The sequence below is a fragment of the Pseudomonas sp. CIP-10 genome (assembly GCF_020911845.1).
Classification (GTDB): domain Bacteria; phylum Pseudomonadota; class Gammaproteobacteria; order Pseudomonadales; family Pseudomonadaceae; genus Aquipseudomonas; species Aquipseudomonas alloputida.
On the sequence record NZ_CP087160.1, the window covers coordinates 4,302,466 to 4,318,647 of the forward strand.

At 63.7% G+C, this 16,182-nt stretch carries 13 protein-coding genes and 4 tRNA genes; 2 read left to right on the plus strand and 15 right to left on the minus strand.

The features are described 5' to 3' along the window. Positions 1–43 precede the first annotated feature (43 nt). Both LMH93_RS19395 and LMH93_RS19400 read left to right on the plus strand, forming a co-directional pair. A complete protein-coding gene (locus LMH93_RS19395) occupies positions 44–1,162 on the plus strand; it encodes a nitrilase-related carbon-nitrogen hydrolase (protein ID WP_003247213.1) in 1,119 nt (372 codons plus the stop codon). Between the two features lie 4 nt (positions 1,163–1,166). Beyond that, complete coding sequence (locus LMH93_RS19400) at positions 1,167–2,207, plus strand: AraC family transcriptional regulator (RefSeq protein WP_230064469.1); 1,041 nt, start codon at positions 1,167–1,169, stop codon at positions 2,205–2,207. A 290-nt stretch (positions 2,208–2,497) separates the two neighbouring features. Here the strand turns inward: LMH93_RS19400 and LMH93_RS19405 are convergent, their stop codons facing one another. From LMH93_RS19405 to LMH93_RS19475, 15 genes are all read right to left on the minus strand, one after another. Then, complete coding sequence (locus LMH93_RS19405; protein WP_004574902.1) at positions 2,498–3,322, minus strand: DUF2242 domain-containing protein; 825 nt, start codon at positions 3,320–3,322, stop codon at positions 2,498–2,500. 200 nt (positions 3,323–3,522) lie between these two features. Continuing rightward, positions 3,523–3,599, minus strand: a tRNA-Asp gene (locus LMH93_RS19410). 141 nt (positions 3,600–3,740) lie between these two features. Further along, positions 3,741–3,817: transfer RNA gene (locus LMH93_RS19415), tRNA-Asp, on the minus strand. Between the two features lie 99 nt (positions 3,818–3,916). After that, positions 3,917–3,993, minus strand: a tRNA-Asp gene (locus tag LMH93_RS19420). A 65-nt stretch (positions 3,994–4,058) separates the two neighbouring features. Then, positions 4,059–4,134 (minus strand) — tRNA-Val (locus LMH93_RS19425). A gap of 219 nt (positions 4,135–4,353) precedes the next feature. Next, positions 4,354–5,127: an SDR family oxidoreductase gene (locus LMH93_RS19430; protein ID WP_185280106.1), complete on the minus strand. Its 774-nt coding sequence runs from the start codon at positions 5,125–5,127 to the stop codon at positions 4,354–4,356. Continuing rightward, positions 5,124–6,335, minus strand: a complete 1,212-nt coding sequence (locus tag LMH93_RS19435; RefSeq protein WP_230064470.1) for an O-succinylhomoserine sulfhydrylase — start codon at positions 6,333–6,335, stop codon at positions 5,124–5,126. The genes LMH93_RS19430 and LMH93_RS19435 overlap by 4 nt, the downstream gene beginning before the upstream one ends. 16 nt (positions 6,336–6,351) lie before the next feature. Then, positions 6,352–7,857 carry an amidophosphoribosyltransferase gene (purF, locus tag LMH93_RS19440; RefSeq protein ID WP_003247207.1) on the minus strand — a complete coding sequence of 502 codons (1,506 nt, stop codon included), beginning with the start codon at positions 7,855–7,857 and terminating at the stop codon, positions 6,352–6,354. Between the two features lie 42 nt (positions 7,858–7,899). After that, positions 7,900–8,457, minus strand: coding sequence for a CvpA family protein (locus LMH93_RS19445; protein WP_003247206.1), 558 nt, complete (start codon positions 8,455–8,457; stop codon positions 7,900–7,902). A 197-nt stretch (positions 8,458–8,654) separates the two neighbouring features. Further along, the gene (locus tag LMH93_RS19450) at positions 8,655–9,305 is read right to left on the minus strand and encodes an SPOR domain-containing protein (protein ID WP_054889705.1); all 651 of its coding nucleotides are present in this window, start codon (positions 9,303–9,305) and stop codon (positions 8,655–8,657) included. Beyond that, positions 9,289–10,596 (minus strand): bifunctional tetrahydrofolate synthase/dihydrofolate synthase, encoded by a 1,308-nt coding sequence (gene folC, locus LMH93_RS19455; protein WP_003247203.1) that lies wholly within the window; start codon positions 10,594–10,596, stop codon positions 9,289–9,291. The genes LMH93_RS19450 and folC overlap by 17 nt, the downstream gene beginning before the upstream one ends. Then, positions 10,596–11,489: an acetyl-CoA carboxylase, carboxyltransferase subunit beta gene (accD, locus tag LMH93_RS19460; protein ID WP_003247202.1), complete on the minus strand. Its 894-nt coding sequence runs from the start codon at positions 11,487–11,489 to the stop codon at positions 10,596–10,598. The genes folC and accD overlap by 1 nt, the downstream gene beginning before the upstream one ends. A gap of 220 nt (positions 11,490–11,709) precedes the next feature. After that, positions 11,710–12,330 carry a phosphoribosylanthranilate isomerase gene (locus LMH93_RS19465; protein WP_003247201.1) on the minus strand — a complete coding sequence of 207 codons (621 nt, stop codon included), beginning with the start codon at positions 12,328–12,330 and terminating at the stop codon, positions 11,710–11,712. A 61-nt stretch (positions 12,331–12,391) separates the two neighbouring features. Continuing rightward, positions 12,392–13,252 carry a tRNA pseudouridine(38-40) synthase TruA gene (gene truA / locus LMH93_RS19470; RefSeq protein ID WP_033726402.1) on the minus strand — a complete coding sequence of 287 codons (861 nt, stop codon included), beginning with the start codon at positions 13,250–13,252 and terminating at the stop codon, positions 12,392–12,394. Positions 13,253–13,389: 137 nt separating this feature from the next. Continuing rightward, entirely contained in the window at positions 13,390–16,125 is a 2,736-nt protein-coding gene (locus tag LMH93_RS19475) for a FimV/HubP family polar landmark protein (RefSeq protein ID WP_230064471.1), read from the minus strand. Between the last annotated feature and the right edge of the window lie 57 nt (positions 16,126–16,182).

The window sequence follows — 16,182 nt, forward strand, 5'->3', positions numbered from 1 at the left end:
CGTTCCGTATGGCCACTCCACTTTTAGCGAATACCCACGCTTGATGCGAAAACTCCTGGCAAGCGCCCTGGCGCTGGTGATGATCGCCGCCCTCTGCGGCTATGGCTTCTGGACCCAACAGCGCCCGGAAGGCCACTACCTGTCCGACCTGCGCATCGAACTGGCGCTTAACCATGGCGTCCCGGGCGAGCACGGCAACCTGCTCGGTGTCGAACCACTGCTGTACCCGGGCGACTATCAGAACTTGCAACGCCTGCACCGCAAGCTCGCAGCCTATCTGGAGCAAGCCCGCGCCCAAGGCCTGGTGAACCCGCGCACGGTGGTCGTGCTGCCGGAACACATCGGTACCTGGCTGTGGGCGCGCGGAGAGAAGAGCGAGCTGTATCAAGTTACCCAGAGCCGCGAAGCCCAACAATGGCTGGAACTGAGCAACCCGCTGCGCTATGGCCTCGCGGTTCTTGGCGCTGACGGCGACGACTGGCGCGCCGATGCGCACTTGCGCATGAAGGCCGAGCAGATGGCCGCAGACTACCAGCAGCTGTTCGGCGGCCTGGCCAAGGAATTTGGCGTCACCTTGGTGGCCGGTTCGATCGTGCTGCCCGAACCTTATGTGAAACAAGGCGTACTGCATACCGGCCGTGGCCCGCTGTTCAACAGCAGTGTGGTGTTTGCCGGTGACGGCTCGCTACTGGGGCAGCCCCAGCGTCAGCAATATCCCGACAGTGAAATGCGCCGCTACGTCCACGACGGCCGCCAGCACCCGCTGCAGGTCGTGCAGACCCCGGCCGGGCGCCTGGGGATACTGGTGGGCAGTGACAGCTGGTACCCGGAAAACCACCAGCAACTGACTGAACAAGCCGTACAACTGATCGCCAACCCAGCGTTTCTCAGTGGCAAGGGCAGCTGGCAAGCACCCTGGCGGGGAAATCGCCACCAGGATGCCAGCGCCGGGCTGGCCTTGCAGCGCGGCGAAGTCAGTGAACAGGCGGCTTGGCAACGCCTGACCGAAGTGGCCGGAACCGACATCAGCAGTATGAGCGTGTTCATGCGCGGGCAGTTCTGGGAACAGGGCAGCGATGGCCAGGGCTTTGCCCGCCAGTCGGGAGCGTTGCTTGCCGCCCCTCCCAGCCCAGGTGCCCGCCTGCTGAATGTGTGGCTGTAAGCCCATGGCCCGCCCCCGCGTGCGCCTGGGCGAACTGTCGGTGGGTTTTGTCCAGCCTTTGAGCGAAGCCCTGCGCGAGCTGGGCCACGACCCTGAACCATTGCTGCGCCGCTACGGCCTGGACGCGACACGCCTGGGCGAAGCCGGCGCACGCCTGTCCATCCCCCGCTACATGCATCTGGGCCACGCGGCAATCGAAATGAGCGGCGAGGCTGCTCTAGGCCTGCGTATGGGGCGCCTGAGCCGTCTGGCGCATGCTGGCCTGGCCGGGGTCACCGCGGCCCAGGCCCCCACCTTGGGTGAGGCGGCGCGCACCCTGCTGCGCTTCGAGCCGCTTTACGCGGCCAACTACCGTGGCCATTCCTGCTTTGTGGAAGATGCCCAGGGCGCCTGGCTGCGCTTCTACTCCATCAGCCCGTATAACGACTACAACCGCTTTGTGGTCGACTCACTGCTGGCCGGCTGGCTGGCCCAGTTGACCGACCTTGCCGGCACCCCAGTGCAGGCCGAACGCCTGGACATCGAGTTTGCCGCGCCCTCCTATGCCGCGCGCTATCAACCGCTCTGCAGCACGCCTGTGCAGTTCGCCGCCGACGGCAATCAGCTGCGTCTGAACCGCGCCACCTTGCAACTGGCCAACCCCGGGCATTGCCCAAGTACCTGGCAGCACCTGCTGCAACTGTGCGAGGCAGAGCTGCTGCAGCGCACGCGGGTGCGCAGCCTGGGTGAGCGCATCACCCACCTGCTGGGCCCGCTGCTCAATGGCGGCCGTGAACCGGACCTGGAAGAAGTGGCGCTGCACCTGCAACTGCCAACCTGGACCTTGCGCCGCAAGCTCGCCGAGGAAGGCACGCGTTTTCGCGACCTGCTCAACGAAACACGGCGCGACCTGGCCGAGACCTACATCCGTGACACGGCGCTGGCCTTTGGCGAGATTGCCTATCTGTTGGGGTTTGCTTCGGCCGAGGCCTTCCAGCGCGCATTCAAGCGCTGGACGGGCCTCACGCCGGGGGAGTTCCGCCGCAGCCAGCGGCAGCCGGGCTAGAGTTCGGTGGCGTCGTCGGCCGGTTCCGGGGTGTCCAGTTCGTAAGCCTGGGTTTCGAGTAGTTCTTCCTGGTATTCATCCATTGCCCTGCGTCCTCTTTGCTCATTTTGCCTTTGTAGGTATCGCCTTCAGCCTAAGCAGGTGGGATGAAGGGATGATGACAAGCTTATGAGTGGTAAACGTAGCAGGTGTTCAGGAAGTTATCGCGAGGCGTCTGTAACAGGGGATGTTTACAGCCTGAACCGGCCCTTTCGCGGGCTGCCGGCGAAAAGGCCGGTTCAGGCGCCCCATCAAAGGGAGGGGGCGGCGGCCTCGACCGGCTGGGCATCCTGCTGCACCTGAATGGGTGCAGCTTCCGCCGGCGGGGCCACAGGCTGCGAACCCTGGCTGTCATCCAGCACCGGCGCCGCTGCCGCCTCGCTGGCCGGGGCTACCCCCGCAGGTGCAGGCGTCGCCTCAACCAACGGTGCAGCTGCCGGGGCCGGCGCCACCGGGTTTGCCGCCGCTTGCTCCGGAAGCCCAAGGTCAGCCGCCGGTTTTTCAACCTTCGGCGCTGGCTCTTCGACCTTGGCCTTGCTCACTTTTTTCGGCTTGGGCAGGTAGCTCTCCACCAAGGCGAAATAGCGGTCATAGAACTGCGCCGCGGTCACCGTCTCACTGGCCACCTTGACCATCGAGTCGTCACTGGAGCCGATCGGCATCGACACCGAACCCAGCACCCCCACGCCCAGGCTGGCGGAGGTGTTGGACTTTTTCAGCGCATAGCGGTCCTGGAGGGCGTTGGCGAACATGGTCGAGCGCTGATCGTCGCTCACGTCCGGCGCACAGGTGACATTGAAGCTGATCTGCAGGTGGTTCTCGCTGTTTTGCTGAAAGCTCTTGTTACCCACCACCTGGTTGGCGCCGCTGCTGGTGATGATGTATCCCTGGCTAAGCAAAGCACGCCGGGCGGCCTCGCAAGAGCCAGCATCGCTCACCGGAAAGCTGCGCGAGAAGGTACCCGAGTCATCGAAGTTCTCGTGCTCGTAGACGGCCGCTTTTTTCGAGGAACAACCGGTCACGCCCGCCAGCACCAGGGCCAGCCCGAGCGCACCAAAGACGGAAGATCTGGTCATTGCGAATTCCGGGTATGTCGGGAAAGTGCCTATTGTGCAACACAGCAGGCAGGCACAGGAACCGCTGGTCGGTGAAGAATCTGTCAGGCTGGTGTAAATCTGGGTAAAGGCAGGCACTTGCCAGGCGCACCAACGAAAAAAGCGACCCGAAGGTCGCTTTAACGTTGCTTCAAGGCGTTCATGGGGCCTTAAAGCGAAGATGGCGCAGCGGACGGGACTCGAACCCGCGACCCCCGGCGTGACAGGCCGGTATTCTAACCGACTGAACTACCGCTGCGTATCATTCAGGCTTGCGCCCGATTGAAACCTGGGTCTACCCTTCCGGCGCGATGGCCTCAGGGCAGGCACAAAAAAAGCGATAACACGATCGCTTCTCTTGTGTTTGCTTCAAGGTGTTCTAGGGACCTTGAAGCGAAGATGGCGCAGCGGACGGGACTCGAACCCGCGACCCCCGGCGTGACAGGCCGGTATTCTAACCGACTGAACTACCGCTGCGTATCGTTCAGGCTTGCGCCCGATTGAAACTGGGATCAGCCCAAGGCGTGTGCCTTGTGGCTTCAGACCGGTGCCAGGCACCCATCTGTTACTGAAAAATGGCGCAGCGGACGGGACTCGAACCCGCGACCCCCGGCGTGACAGGCCGGTATTCTAACCGACTGAACTACCGCTGCGCAGTGCGTTCCTCTCTGGCTATCGGCTTCTTGCGAATCCGATGCTCCAGGAACATCTCAGGAAGTGGTGGGTGATGACGGGATCGAACCGCCGACCCTCTGCTTGTAAGGCAGATGCTCTCCCGGCTGAGCTAATCACCCTCGCGATGTTGCTTGTTGCGTTTGCTTCGCTGAGGCCGCGAAATTTACGCAGGTGGCGAAGCTAAGTCAATAGCCCCATTGAATTTTTTTCAAAAAGGCAACGTGAGGTTATTGCCTGTGCCGGCCTCTTCGTGGGTAAACCCGCTCCTACAGTCGGACATTAACCGTTGTAGGAGCGGGTTTACCCGCGAAGAGGCAGGCGCAGTTTAAAAAAGGTGCTCAGGTATAGATCATCTTCCGGGTCATGCCGCCATCGACCACAAACTCCTGGCCGGTGACAAATGCCGCCTGGCGTGACAGCAACCAGGCAACCATGGCCGCTACATCTTCCACAGTCCCTACCCTGCCCGCTGGGTGCTGGGCATGGTCAGCTTCGCTTAACGGCTCGGCACGGCGCTGCGACGGATCACGGGCATCGATCCAGCCCGGGCTCACCGCATTGACGCGAATCTCCGGGCCCAGGCTCATGGCCAGGGCATGGGTCAAAGCCACCAGGCCGCCCTTGCTTGCCGCGTAAGCCTCGGTGTCGGGTTCGGACTGCCGAGCACGGGTAGAGGTCAGGTTGACGATCGCCCCATTGTGCGCACGCAGGTACGGCGCACAATGCTTGGCCAGCAGCATGGGCCCGCTGAGGTTGACCGCCAGCACCCGATTCCATTGGGCCAGGCTCAGGCTTTCCAGCGTCTGGTTGTGCGGGTTGGCAATGGCCGCATTGCACACCAGCGCGTCCAGCCGGCCGAACTGCCCGAGTACTTCGGACACGCCGGCACTGACCTGGGCCTCGTCGGCAACGTCCATGGTGATGAACCAGGCGTTGTCGCCCAACGCCTTGGCCACTTTGGTACCACGCTGGCGGTCCAGATCACTCAGCACCACTTGCCAGCCTTCGCAGATCAGCCATGCGGCAATGCCAAGACCGATGCCGCGGGCCGCGCCCGTGACCAAGGCTACCCGGCCATTGTGGCCCGGGGTGCTGCCGCTGATTTCGATCACAATGCCGCCAGCCCGCGCGCCAGGTCAGCCTGCAGGTCGGCCACGTCTTCCAGGCCCACGGCAACGCGGATCAGGCTGTCGCGGATACCCGCCGCTTCACGCTCCTGCGGCGACAGGCGACCGTGTGAGGTGGTCGCCGGATGAGCGATGGTGGTTTTGCTGTCACCCAGGTTGGTAGTGATGGAAATCACTCGGGTAGCGTCGATGAAACGCCACGCGCCCTCTTTGCCACCCTTGACCTCGAAGCTGACCACTGCACCAAAACCGCTCATCTGGCGCTTGGCCAGTTCGTGCTGCGGGTGGCTGGGCAGGCCGGCGTAATACACCTTTTCCACGCCGTCCTGCTGCTCCAGCCATTCGGCCAGGGCCTGAGCGCTTTCGCAGTGTGCACGCATACGCAGGCGCAGCGTTTCCAGGCCCTTGGTGAAGATCCAGGCGTTGAACGGGCTGAGGGTTGGACCTGCGGTTCGCAGGAAACCCACCACTTCTTTCATTTGCTCGGCACGGCCGGCAACCACACCGCCCATGCAGCGGCCCTGGCCGTCGATGAACTTGGTGGCCGAGTGGAACACAATGTCGGCACCCAGCTTCAGCGGCTGCTGCAACGCCGGGGTACTGAAACAGTTGTCCACCACCAGCATGGCACCCTGAGCATGGGCGATTTCGCTGAGCGCAGTGATATCGACCAACTCGGCCAGCGGGTTGGAGGGCGATTCGACGATCAGCAGCTTGGTGTTGGCCTTGATGGCCTTTTCCCAACCGGTGAGGTCGACCAGTGGCACGTAGTCCACCTGTAGACCAAAGCGCTTGAAGTACTTCTCGAACAGGCTGATGGTAGAGCCGAATACGCTCTGCGACACCAGCACATGGTCACCGGCGCTGCACAGCGACATGACCACGGCCAGGATCGCCGCCATGCCGGTGGACGTACCCACGGCCTGCTCGGCACCTTCCATGGCCGCCAGGCGCTCCTCGAAGGCACGCACGGATGGGTTGGTGTAGCGCGAATAGACGTTGCCCGGCGTTTCGCCGGCAAAGCGCGCAGCAGCATCGGCTGCCGTGCGGAACACATAGCTGGAGGTCAGGAACAGCGCTTCGCTGTGCTCGCCTTCCGGGGTACGGTTTTGACCAGCGCGAACCGCCAGGGTGTCGAAACCGACACCCTCGAGGTCACTGTCCAGTCGCCCGGCATCCCATTGATCCGTCATGCCGTCGCTCCCAAAATCAGTTGTTGTAAAGGTCGATGATCGCGCTGACGGCCTGGTTCTTGACCTTGGCCAGGTCATTACGGGCCTGCTCGATGCGGTCGAGGTAGGCTTCGTCGATATCGCCAGTGACGTATTCGCCGTTGAACACCGCGCAATCGAACTGCTCGATCTTGATCTTGCCGCCGCCGACCGAATCGATCAGGTCTGGCAGGTCCTGATAGACCAGCCAATCGGCGCCAATCAACTCACCCACCTGTTCGGTGGTGCGGTTGTGGGCGATCAGTTCGTGAACACTCGGCATGTCGATGCCGTAGACGTTGGGGTAGCGTACTGCAGGGGCCGCGGAGCAGAAGTAGACATTCTTGGCGCCAGCTTCGCGGGCCATCTGGATGATCTGCTTGCAGGTGGTGCCGCGCACGATCGAGTCGTCCACCAGCATCACATTCTTGCCGCGGAACTCCAGCTCGATGGCGTTGAGCTTCTGACGCACCGACTTCTTGCGCGCGGCCTGGCCGGGCATGATGAAGGTACGGCCGATGTAACGGTTCTTGACGAAACCTTCGCGGAACTTGACGCCCAGCCGGTTGGCCAGTTCCAGCGCGGCAGTGCGACTGGTATCCGGGATCGGGATGACCACGTCGATATCATGATCGGGGCGCTCGCGCATGATCTTGTCGGCCAGCTTTTCACCCATGCGCAGACGCGCCTTGTACACCGAGACCCCATCGATGATCGAGTCCGGGCGCGCCAGGTAGACGTGCTCGAAGATGCACGGCTGCAACTTTGGCGATTCGGCGCACTGCTTGGTGAACAACTGGCCTTCTTCGGTGATGTACACCGCTTCGCCCGGTGCCAGGTCGCGGATCAGGGTGAAGCCGAGCACGTCCAGGGCGACGCTTTCCGACGCGATCATGTATTCCACACCTTCGTCGGTGTGACGCTGACCGAACACCACCGGGCGAATGCCATGGGGGTCGCGGAAGCCTACGATGCCATAGCCGGTGATCATGGCCACGACGGCGTAACCGCCAACGCAGCGGCTGTGCACATGGGAGACCGCAGCGAACACGTCTTCTTCGGTCGGCTGCAACTTGCCGCGCACCGCCAGCTCATGGGCGAACACGTTCAGCAGCACTTCCGAGTCGGAGTTGGTGTTGACGTGGCGCAGGTCGGACTCGTAGATCTCCTTGGCCAACTGCTCGACGTTGGTCAGGTTGCCGTTGTGAGCCAGGGTGATGCCGTAAGGCGAGTTGACGTAGAACGGCTGGGCCTCGGCCGAGGTCGAGCTGCCCGCAGTCGGGTAGCGCACGTGGCCGATGCCGATGTTGCCAACCAGGCGCTGCATGTGGCGCTGCTGGAACACGTCGCGCACCAGGCCATTATCCTTGCGCAGGAACAACCGGCCGTCATGGCTGGTCACGATACCGGCAGCGTCCTGGCCGCGGTGCTGGAGGACCGTAAGCGCGTCATACAGCGCCTGATTGACGTTCGACTTACCGACGATACCGACGATGCCACACATGCGACGCAACCCCTACTTTGATGAAACTTGAGTGAATAGCGCTCAGGGCTTGGACGGCCCGAGCAACTGTTCCTTGAACGGAAGATCAGCCGGAGTGCTGATCAGCCCACTGGGCGTCCATTGGCCGGTGAAACCCAGAATCAGGTTTTTCGACCAGTCGGCGACCAAGAGAAATTGTGGTATCAGGCGTGATTCCTGCCACCAGGTGTCTTGTTGAACCGGCCCCAGGCTGATCAGGCCTATGGCCACCACTACCAGCAAGGCCCCGCGCGCAGCACCAAAGGCCATGCCCAGGAAACGATCGGTGCCGGACAGCCCGGTCACGCGGATCAGCTCACCGACAAGGAAGTTGACCATGGCCCCCACCAGCAAGGTGGCGACGAAAAGAATGGCGCAGCCAGCGATGACGCGCATCGATGGCGTCTGGATATAGCTCTCAAGATACACCGAGAGCGAACCGCCGAACATCCAGGCAACCGCACCGGCAATGATCCAGATGAGCAAGGACAAGGCCTCCTTGACGAAGCCGCGCTTGAGACTGATCAGTGTGGAGACGGCGATGATCGCAATGATCGCCCAATCAACCAAGGTAAATGCCACGGTGCTGCCTGCAGACGTTTGAGGCGGCGCATTTTACCAGAGCGGCGGGCCGGGAGTAAGCGGAATGTCAGCTGGATTGGTGTTGGGCCATTGGCAGGCAAACCCGCCCCCAACTGGTTCTGGCTGAGCCTTGCAGCGGCGCAGTACCTGCAGGCGCGGGCTCACCCGCGAATGGGCGGCCTAGCCGCCCCGGGGAATCAGCTGCGCTCAGGCTGGAAGCGCACCACAAAGCCCTTGAGGCTGTTCTGACGGTTGATGGCGTCACGCACGCGCTCGGCTTCGGCGCGCTCGATCAACGGCCCCACGTACACGCGGTTCATGCCACCCGCCGTACGGATATAGGCGTTGTAACCCTGGCTACGCAGGGTTTGCTGCAGCTTTTCGGCACCGGCGCGGTTGGACAGGCTGGCCAGCTGGATCGACCAACTGACGGGCAGGCCATTGGCGTCGATCTTCGATGGCGCGGCAGGCGCTGGTGTTGCAGCAGCCTTGGCCTCCACCTTGGGCGCGGGCGCGGGCGCCTGCGGCTTGGGCGGCTGAACCTGCGCCTGGGTCTGCGGCGACGGGGTGATTGGCTGGCTGGGCGTACTCGCCGGCGCAGTGGCCTCGTCGATCACCACCGGCGCCGGCTGCGCCTCCTGCGCAATAACCTGTGGCTCCGGCACGGCAACCGGCTCCACCTTCACTTCCGGTAGGCTGGGCATGGCCGGTGCCTGCGGGGCTTCGACGTGCACCTGGCGCATCTCGTCCTCGCGGGTAAACAGCATCGGCAGGAAGATAACCGCCAGCGCCACCAGCACCAGCGCACCCACCATGCGCTGTTTCATCCCTTTATCCAGCACAGCCATCTATTCCACCCTCCTGGGCGTGCCGCTCCAGCCATTCCAGCGCCTGGGCGACACAGAAAAACGAACCGAACAGCAGGATCTGATCATCCGCCGTCGCCTGCGCACATTGCCCTTCAAGGGCGGCGTCGACGCTGGCATAAGACTTCACCGTGGCACCGAGGTTCGCCAAGGACGAGGCCAGTTCTGCGGCCGGGCGACTGCGCGGGGTATCCAGCGGCGCCACCGCCCAGTCGTCGATGAGGCCCTGCAGCGGCGCGATAACGCCCTCCAGATCCTTGTCGGCGAGCAGGCCAAACACCGCGAGGCGGCGCCCCTTGAGCGGCCGGGCCGCCAGGCGCCTGGCCAGGTACTGCGCCGCATGCGGGTTATGCCCGACATCCAGCAGCAACGCTACCGGCTTACCCTGCCAGTTCAACAGACGGAGGTCGAGACGCCCAGTGATACGGGTATCCAGCAACGCCTGGCGAACTTGCACCGCGTCCCACGGCAGCCCCATCAGCAGGTAAGCCTGCAAGGCCAGCGTGGCGTTTTCCATGGGCAGGTCTAGCAAAGGCAGGTCACGCAGCTCGACCTGCGCACCATCGGCGGCAGTACCACGCCAGCTCCAGCAGCCTTCGGCGCTGGTCAGGTCGAATTCCCGACCACGCAGGAACAGTGGCGCGGCCAGTTCGGCGGCCTTGTCCAGCAACGGCCCGGGCGGATCCAGATCACCGCACAGGGCCGGCTTGCCCGGGCGGAAGATGCCAGCCTTCTCGAAGGCCACCAGCTCGCGGGTATCACCCAGGTAATCAACATGGTCGACACCGATGCTGGTCACCAGGGCGAAGTCGGCATCCACTACGTTGACGGTATCCAGGCGGCCACCCAGGCCCACCTCCAGCACCACCGCATCCAGCTGCGACTGGTAGAACAACCAGAACGCGGCCAACGTCCCCATCTCGAAGTAGGTCAGGGAAATATCGCCCCGCGCCGCCTCGACGGCGGCGAAGGCTTCGCACAGGCGCTCATCGCTGGCCTCTTGGCCATCGATCACCACCCGCTCGTTGTAACGTAGCAGGTGCGGCGAACTGTACACACCGACCTTGAGCCCCTGGGCACGCAGCAACGACGCCACAAAGGCGCAGGTCGAACCCTTGCCGTTGGTGCCGGTTACTGTCACCACGCGCGGCGCCAGCTTGCCCAGCGCCAAGCGGGCAAGCACCTTCTGCGACCGCTCCAGGCCCATGTCGATGGCCGAGGGGTGCAACTGCTCGAGGTAGGCGAGCCATTCGCCCAGGGATCGTTGTTTCATCACGCGACGGCAGCCGCCTCACGCGCTTCTTCCGGCGTTTGCTGACCGGTCATCTGCGCCAGCAGGCGGGCCAGACGCGGGCGCAATTCGCCACGGGAGATGATCAGGTCGATGGCACCGTGCTCCAGCAGGAACTCGCTGCGCTGGAAGCCTTCAGGCAGCTTCTCGCGTACGGTCTGCTCGATCACGCGTGGGCCGGCGAAACCGATCAGGGCCTTCGGCTCACCGACGATGACGTCGCCGAGCATCGCCAGGCTGGCGGAAACACCGCCATACACCGGGTCGGTGAGGACCGAGATGAACGGGATGCCTTCTTCGCGCAGGCGCGCCAGCACGGCAGAGGTCTTGGCCATCTGCATCAGCGAGATCAGCGCTTCCTGCATGCGCGCACCGCCCGAAGCGGAGAAGCAAACCATTGGGCAGCGGTTTTCCAGGGCATAGTTGGCCGCGCGGACGAAGCGCTCGCCGACGATGGCACCCATGGAGCCGCCCATGAACGAGAACTCGAAGGCGCTAACCACGATCGGCATGCCCATCAGGGTGCCGCTCATGGAGATCAGCGCGTCCTTTTCGCCAGTCTGCTTCTGCGCGCCGGTCAGGCGGTCCTTGTACTTCTTGCCATCACGGAACTTCAGGCGGTCGACCGGTTCCAGGTCAGCGCCCAGTTCCGCCCGGCCTTCGGCGTCAAGGAAGATGTCGATGCGCGCACGTGCGCCGATGCGCATGTGGTGATTGCACTTGGGGCAGACATCCAGGGTCTTTTCCAGCTCCGGACGATACAGCACGGCCTCGCAGGACGGGCACTTGTGCCACAGGCCCTCAGGCACCGAGCTCTTTTTCACCTCGGAACGCATGATCGAAGGGATCAGTTTGTCGACTAACCAGTTGCTCATGCTTTCTTTCTCCAGTATTGGCAGGCGGGGGACGGCGTCACCGGCCCTACCCTGCCCTTGAGCTCAAAATCTTTTATGAAACGATGGTGGACCGGCCGCCGGGGTTTCCAGCGCGCCACTCCACCGCTAATGTGTTGTTTGCCACCACAGGTGCTGGCAGCGGCCCGCAGGGCTGCGAAAGCTATGGACGATGGCGCGCAGCCAGCCGTCACATCTGCCATCAAGCCTGTTTCACCGCACGCATGAAGGCCTCGATCTTCGCCGCGTCCTTGATGCCCTTGGCCTGTTCGACGCCACCACTGACATCCACCGCATAAGGCTTTACCCGGGCAATGGCCTGGCCAACGTTATCGGCCGACAGCCCACCCGCGAGAATGATCGGCTTGCCAAGACGCGCCGGTACCAATGACCAGTCGAACGCCTCGCCGGTTCCCCCTGGCACGCCTGGCACATAGGTGTCCAACAAAATGCCGCGGGCACCCGCGTAACGCTGACAGGCCGCCTCCAGGTCGTCGCCAGGGCGCACACGCAGGGCCTTGATCCAGGGGCGGTGGTAGCCTTCACAGTCCTGCGGGGTTTCATCGCCGTGAAACTGTAGCAGGTCCAGCGGAACCACTTCGAGGATCTCGTTCAGCTCACAGCGCGAGGCATTGACGAACAGCCCGACCGTGGTCACGAACGGCGGCAGCTCGGCAATGATCGCCCGCGCCTGGCGCACGTCCACCGCCCGCGGGCTCTTGGCATAGAAGACGAAGCCGATGGCATCGGCCCCCGCTTCGGCAGCGGCCAGTGCGTCTTCGATGCGGGTAATCCCGCAGATCTTGCTGCGAACATTGCTCATGGAACAAGAACCCTGATTGTTGCGGCGAAAGGGCGGATGTTAGCAAATGGCTTTTCGCTCGTCAGTCTGCCAACGCCTCGTAACCACTCAAAAAGTGTGGACCGATGTAACGCTTGGGCAACGCAAACGCTTCGGGGTACTCCACCTGCACCAGGTAAAGCCCGTATGGGTGGGCCGTTACCCCACCTTCACGGCGGTTGCGCCCTTCCAGCACCTCGCGCGCCCAGGCAACCGGACGCTCGCCGGCGCCGATGGCCATCAGCACACCGGCAATGTTACGCACCATGTGGTGCAGGAAGGCGGTGGCACGCACGTCCAGCACGATCATCTGGCCATGGCGGGTAACACGCAGGTGGTAGATGTGCTTGATCGGTGATTTGGCCTGACACTGGCTGGCACGGAAGGCGCTGAAGTCGTGGGTACCCAGCAGGAACTGCGCCGCCTCGGCCATGCGATCGACGTCCAGCGGACGGTGGTTCCAGGTCACCTCTTCGGCCAGGTGCGCCGGGCGAATCGGGTCGTTGTAGATGACGTAGCGGTAGCGCCGGGCGCAAGCCTTGAAGCGGGCATGAAAGTCGGCCGGCATTGGCCGCGACCAGACCACACTGATGTCGTGCGGCAGGTTGAAGTTGGTGCCCATGGTCCAGGCGCGCTCGTCACGCACGGCACGGGTATCGAAGTGCACGACCTGCCCGCAGCCGTGAACGCCGGCGTCGGTACGCCCGGCACAGACCACCGAAATCGGCTCGTTGGCGACCTTGGACAGCGCTTGCTCCAGGGCTTGCTGGACACTCGGCACGCCGCTGGCCTGACGTTGCCAGCCGCGATAGCGCGCGCCTTTGTATTCCACGCCCAGGGCGATGCGGGAGTAGCCTTCGGCCGCGGATTCGGCGGTAGCGGTGTCGATGATGTCCAAGAGCATGAAACCTGTGGGGTGTACGGAATGGCGGGGATTATAACGACAACGGCAGCCTCGTAGGGCTGCCGGTGGTTGCGCACTGCATGTGCGGGCCTCTTCGCGGGCGCGGTCAGCCCGCCAAGAGGCCTGACCTGCTTGCATCAGACCAGCCGGGAGAGCATGTCCTCGGCTTCCTGACGCTGGCTGTCGTCGCCATCCTTGACCACTTCATCGAGGATGTCACGCGCGCCCTGGCTGTCACCCATGTCGATATAGGCACGGGCCAGGTCGAGCTTGGTGGCGACTTCGTCACTGCCGGAGAAGAAGTCGAAGTCCAGGTCATCCAGAGGCTCGGGCTCTGGCTGCGCCACCGCGTCTTCGCTGGTGAAGTGCGGCTCCAGCGATGGCGTTTCGAGGCTCTGCGACAGCTTGTCCAACTCGGCGTTGACGTCATTGAGCTCCGAGGCAAAGCTCTTGGCGGCCGGCGAATCGTCTTCCAGCGACAGGGACAAGTCGAAGTCCGATGGCAGGTCGAACTCGGAGACCGGGTCAAACTCCGGCTCGCTGTCGAAGGCAGCCAGTTCGGACGCGACATCCAGCGGATCTTGCTCCAGCGCCTCCGGGGCAGCCGGGGCAACCGGCTCACTGACGTCGAGGTCGAAATCAGACAGGTCCACGGCAGGCTGAGGCTCGGCCTGAGCCAGCATGGCCTCGAAATCAGCGTCGGCGTCGGCTTGCAGCTCGGCATCCACGGCAAAGGGCTGTTCTTCTGGCTGAGCTTCTTCCTGTACGGGCTCATCCAGCACAGGCTCAGCGATTACCAGCTCGTCGGGTACGCCCCCCTGTGCGATCGGCTCGTCCAGCACGGACGCGGCCAGCGGGTCTTGATCGGCCAGGTCTTCACCCAGGCTCAGGTCGAAGGCGCTGTCCAGATCCTGCTCGGCCAGGTCCGTTGCATCGAGCGTTGGCACTTCATCGAAGGCGTCCAGCTCAGCGTCAGGCTCTGCTTGCGCGACAGCCTCTGGCTCAGCCTCCACGTGCGGCTCGAACCCAGACAACTCGTCAGGCACCACATCGGCAACCACCGGCGCTTCGGGCTCATCGTGCAGCAGCTCTTGCACGTACTGCTCATCCATTTCGGCAGCCAGCGCCGCCGCACCCAGGCCGGCAGCAGCCAGGCCGAGCATGGCGGGGTAACGCTCTTTCAGGCTGGCGACTTCAGCAACGTTCTGCTCGCTGGCCGGCAACTGACGCTCCTGTTCAGCGAACGCGCTCTGGTCACCCTGACGGGCGTACACGTCCATCAGCTTCAGGCGCAGGTCGTCACGCTCCGGCGCGGCGGCCACGGCGGGCTCCAGCAGCTCGGCAGCACGATTAAGGCGGCCTTCGGCCAGGCATTGGTCAACTTGCGCCAGCAGCGCGGCGTGCGGGTCTGCTTGCGGCTCAGGCTCGGGTTCTGCCTCAGCGACCGGTTCTGCCACTTTTTCCGCAGCGACGGCAGCAGCAGCCGAAGCGGCAACCACAGCCGGCGACAGGGTTACGCCAGGCTCCCGGGCTTCGACGCCGTCGAAGCTCTCGGTATCGCTGTCGAAACCTGCGCCCTGCTCTTCTTCCAGCGCCCGCGCCATGCGCAGGTGCTTCTCGGCTTCTTGCTGGGCTTTGCGCTTGCGCGCCAGCAGCCACAGCAGCAGTGCCAGCACCAGAATGCTGGAACCGGCAATCACCCCCAAAAGCCACGGGTTGCCCAGGACCGAATCGAGCGTACCCTTCGGCTGGCTGGCGGATGCTGGCTGGGCGTCCGGCACAGGCTTGGGTGCGGTATCGGCAGCAGCAGGTGCCGGATCGACCACGGGCTGCTCCGGAGTAGCGGCAGCCGCTGCCGACGCGTCTGCGCCCTGGCCTTCCAGGCGTGCCAACTGGTTGTTCTTCAGCTCGATCAGGCGCTGCAGCTTGTCCAGCTGGCTCTGCAGGTCGGCCATGCGGCTTTTCAGTTCTTCGTTGTCGCGACGGCTGGTGTCCAGGCTTTCCTGGGCCATGGCCAGCTCGTCATTCAACGCCTTGGCCTGGCCTGCACCGGCCTGCTTGCCCGGGCTGACCAGGCGCAGGTTGTCGCCCTGGGCGATACGCGACGGCGCAGCTTCGGCGGCGCCACGGCGGGTGGCATCCAGCTGGCGGGCACGCGGCCCCAGGCGACGGCCTTCACGCCAGGCCGCATACTGCTCGGCCACCTCGCGGTTCGCTTCGCCCTGGGCGATGCTCTGGATCTGCTGCTGGTCGGGCAGGCGCAGTACCTGGCCAACCTTCAGCTGGTTGATGTTGTTGCCGATGAAGGCGTCCGGGTTCAATGCCTGGATCGCGATCATGGTCTGCTGGATCGACCCTCCCTGGGCGTTACGCGCGGCAATCTGCCACAAGGTGTCGCGACGCTGGGTGGTGTAGTTGCTGGCACCGGTCATGGCCGGTGTGACATTGCCTGCCGCCGGCTTGTCGCCCTGCGCCTTGGCCTGGTCGAGCAGCACACTATAGTCACGCAGCAGACGGCCCTGCGGCCACATCACCTGCACCAGGAACTTGACCACCGGACCTGGCAGCGGCTGACTGGACGTCACGCGCAGCACACTTTTGCCGTTGGGGTTGATTACCGGTGTGAAGGTCAGGTCTTCGAGGTAGGTCGGAAACGCCACCCCGGCCTTGCTGAACTCTTCCGGTGGCGCCAGGCTCGGCGCCACCTCGGCGGCTTTGAGGTCGCGCACGTCGAGCAATTCGATCTCGGCGTCCAGCGGCTGATTCTGTGCCGACTTCAGGGTCAGCTCCCCCAGGCCCAGCGCATTCGCCATGCCAGACGACAGCGCGGATGCTGCAGCCATGGCCAGAACCAGTTTGCGAATTCGAAGCATGACCTCTTCCCTTGTATGAATCGTCCCGAAACCTGCATGCGGAGCAGGACAAAAGTG

Coding starts and splice junctions, on each gene's coding strand:
- LMH93_RS19475 (WP_230064471.1), bottom strand. CDS start 16,125: ATGCTTCGAATTCGCAAACTGGTTCTGGCCATGGCTGCAGCATCCGCG.
- LMH93_RS19435 (WP_230064470.1), bottom strand. CDS start 6,335: ATGACGGATCAATGGGATGCCGGGCGACTGGACAGTGACCTCGAGGGT.
- LMH93_RS19405 (WP_004574902.1), bottom strand. CDS start 3,322: ATGACCAGATCTTCCGTCTTTGGTGCGCTCGGGCTGGCCCTGGTGCTG.
- truA (WP_033726402.1), bottom strand. CDS start 13,252: ATGCTCTTGGACATCATCGACACCGCTACCGCCGAATCCGCGGCCGAA.
- LMH93_RS19395 (WP_003247213.1), top strand. CDS start 44: ATGCGAAAACTCCTGGCAAGCGCCCTGGCGCTGGTGATGATCGCCGCC.
- LMH93_RS19465 (WP_003247201.1), bottom strand. CDS start 12,330: ATGAGCAATGTTCGCAGCAAGATCTGCGGGATTACCCGCATCGAAGAC.
- folC (WP_003247203.1), bottom strand. CDS start 10,596: ATGAAACAACGATCCCTGGGCGAATGGCTCGCCTACCTCGAGCAGTTG.
- LMH93_RS19450 (WP_054889705.1), bottom strand. CDS start 9,305: ATGGCTGTGCTGGATAAAGGGATGAAACAGCGCATGGTGGGTGCGCTG.
- LMH93_RS19400 (WP_230064469.1), top strand. CDS start 1,167: ATGGCCCGCCCCCGCGTGCGCCTGGGCGAACTGTCGGTGGGTTTTGTC.
- accD (WP_003247202.1), bottom strand. CDS start 11,489: ATGAGCAACTGGTTAGTCGACAAACTGATCCCTTCGATCATGCGTTCC.
- purF (WP_003247207.1), bottom strand. CDS start 7,857: ATGTGTGGCATCGTCGGTATCGTCGGTAAGTCGAACGTCAATCAGGCG.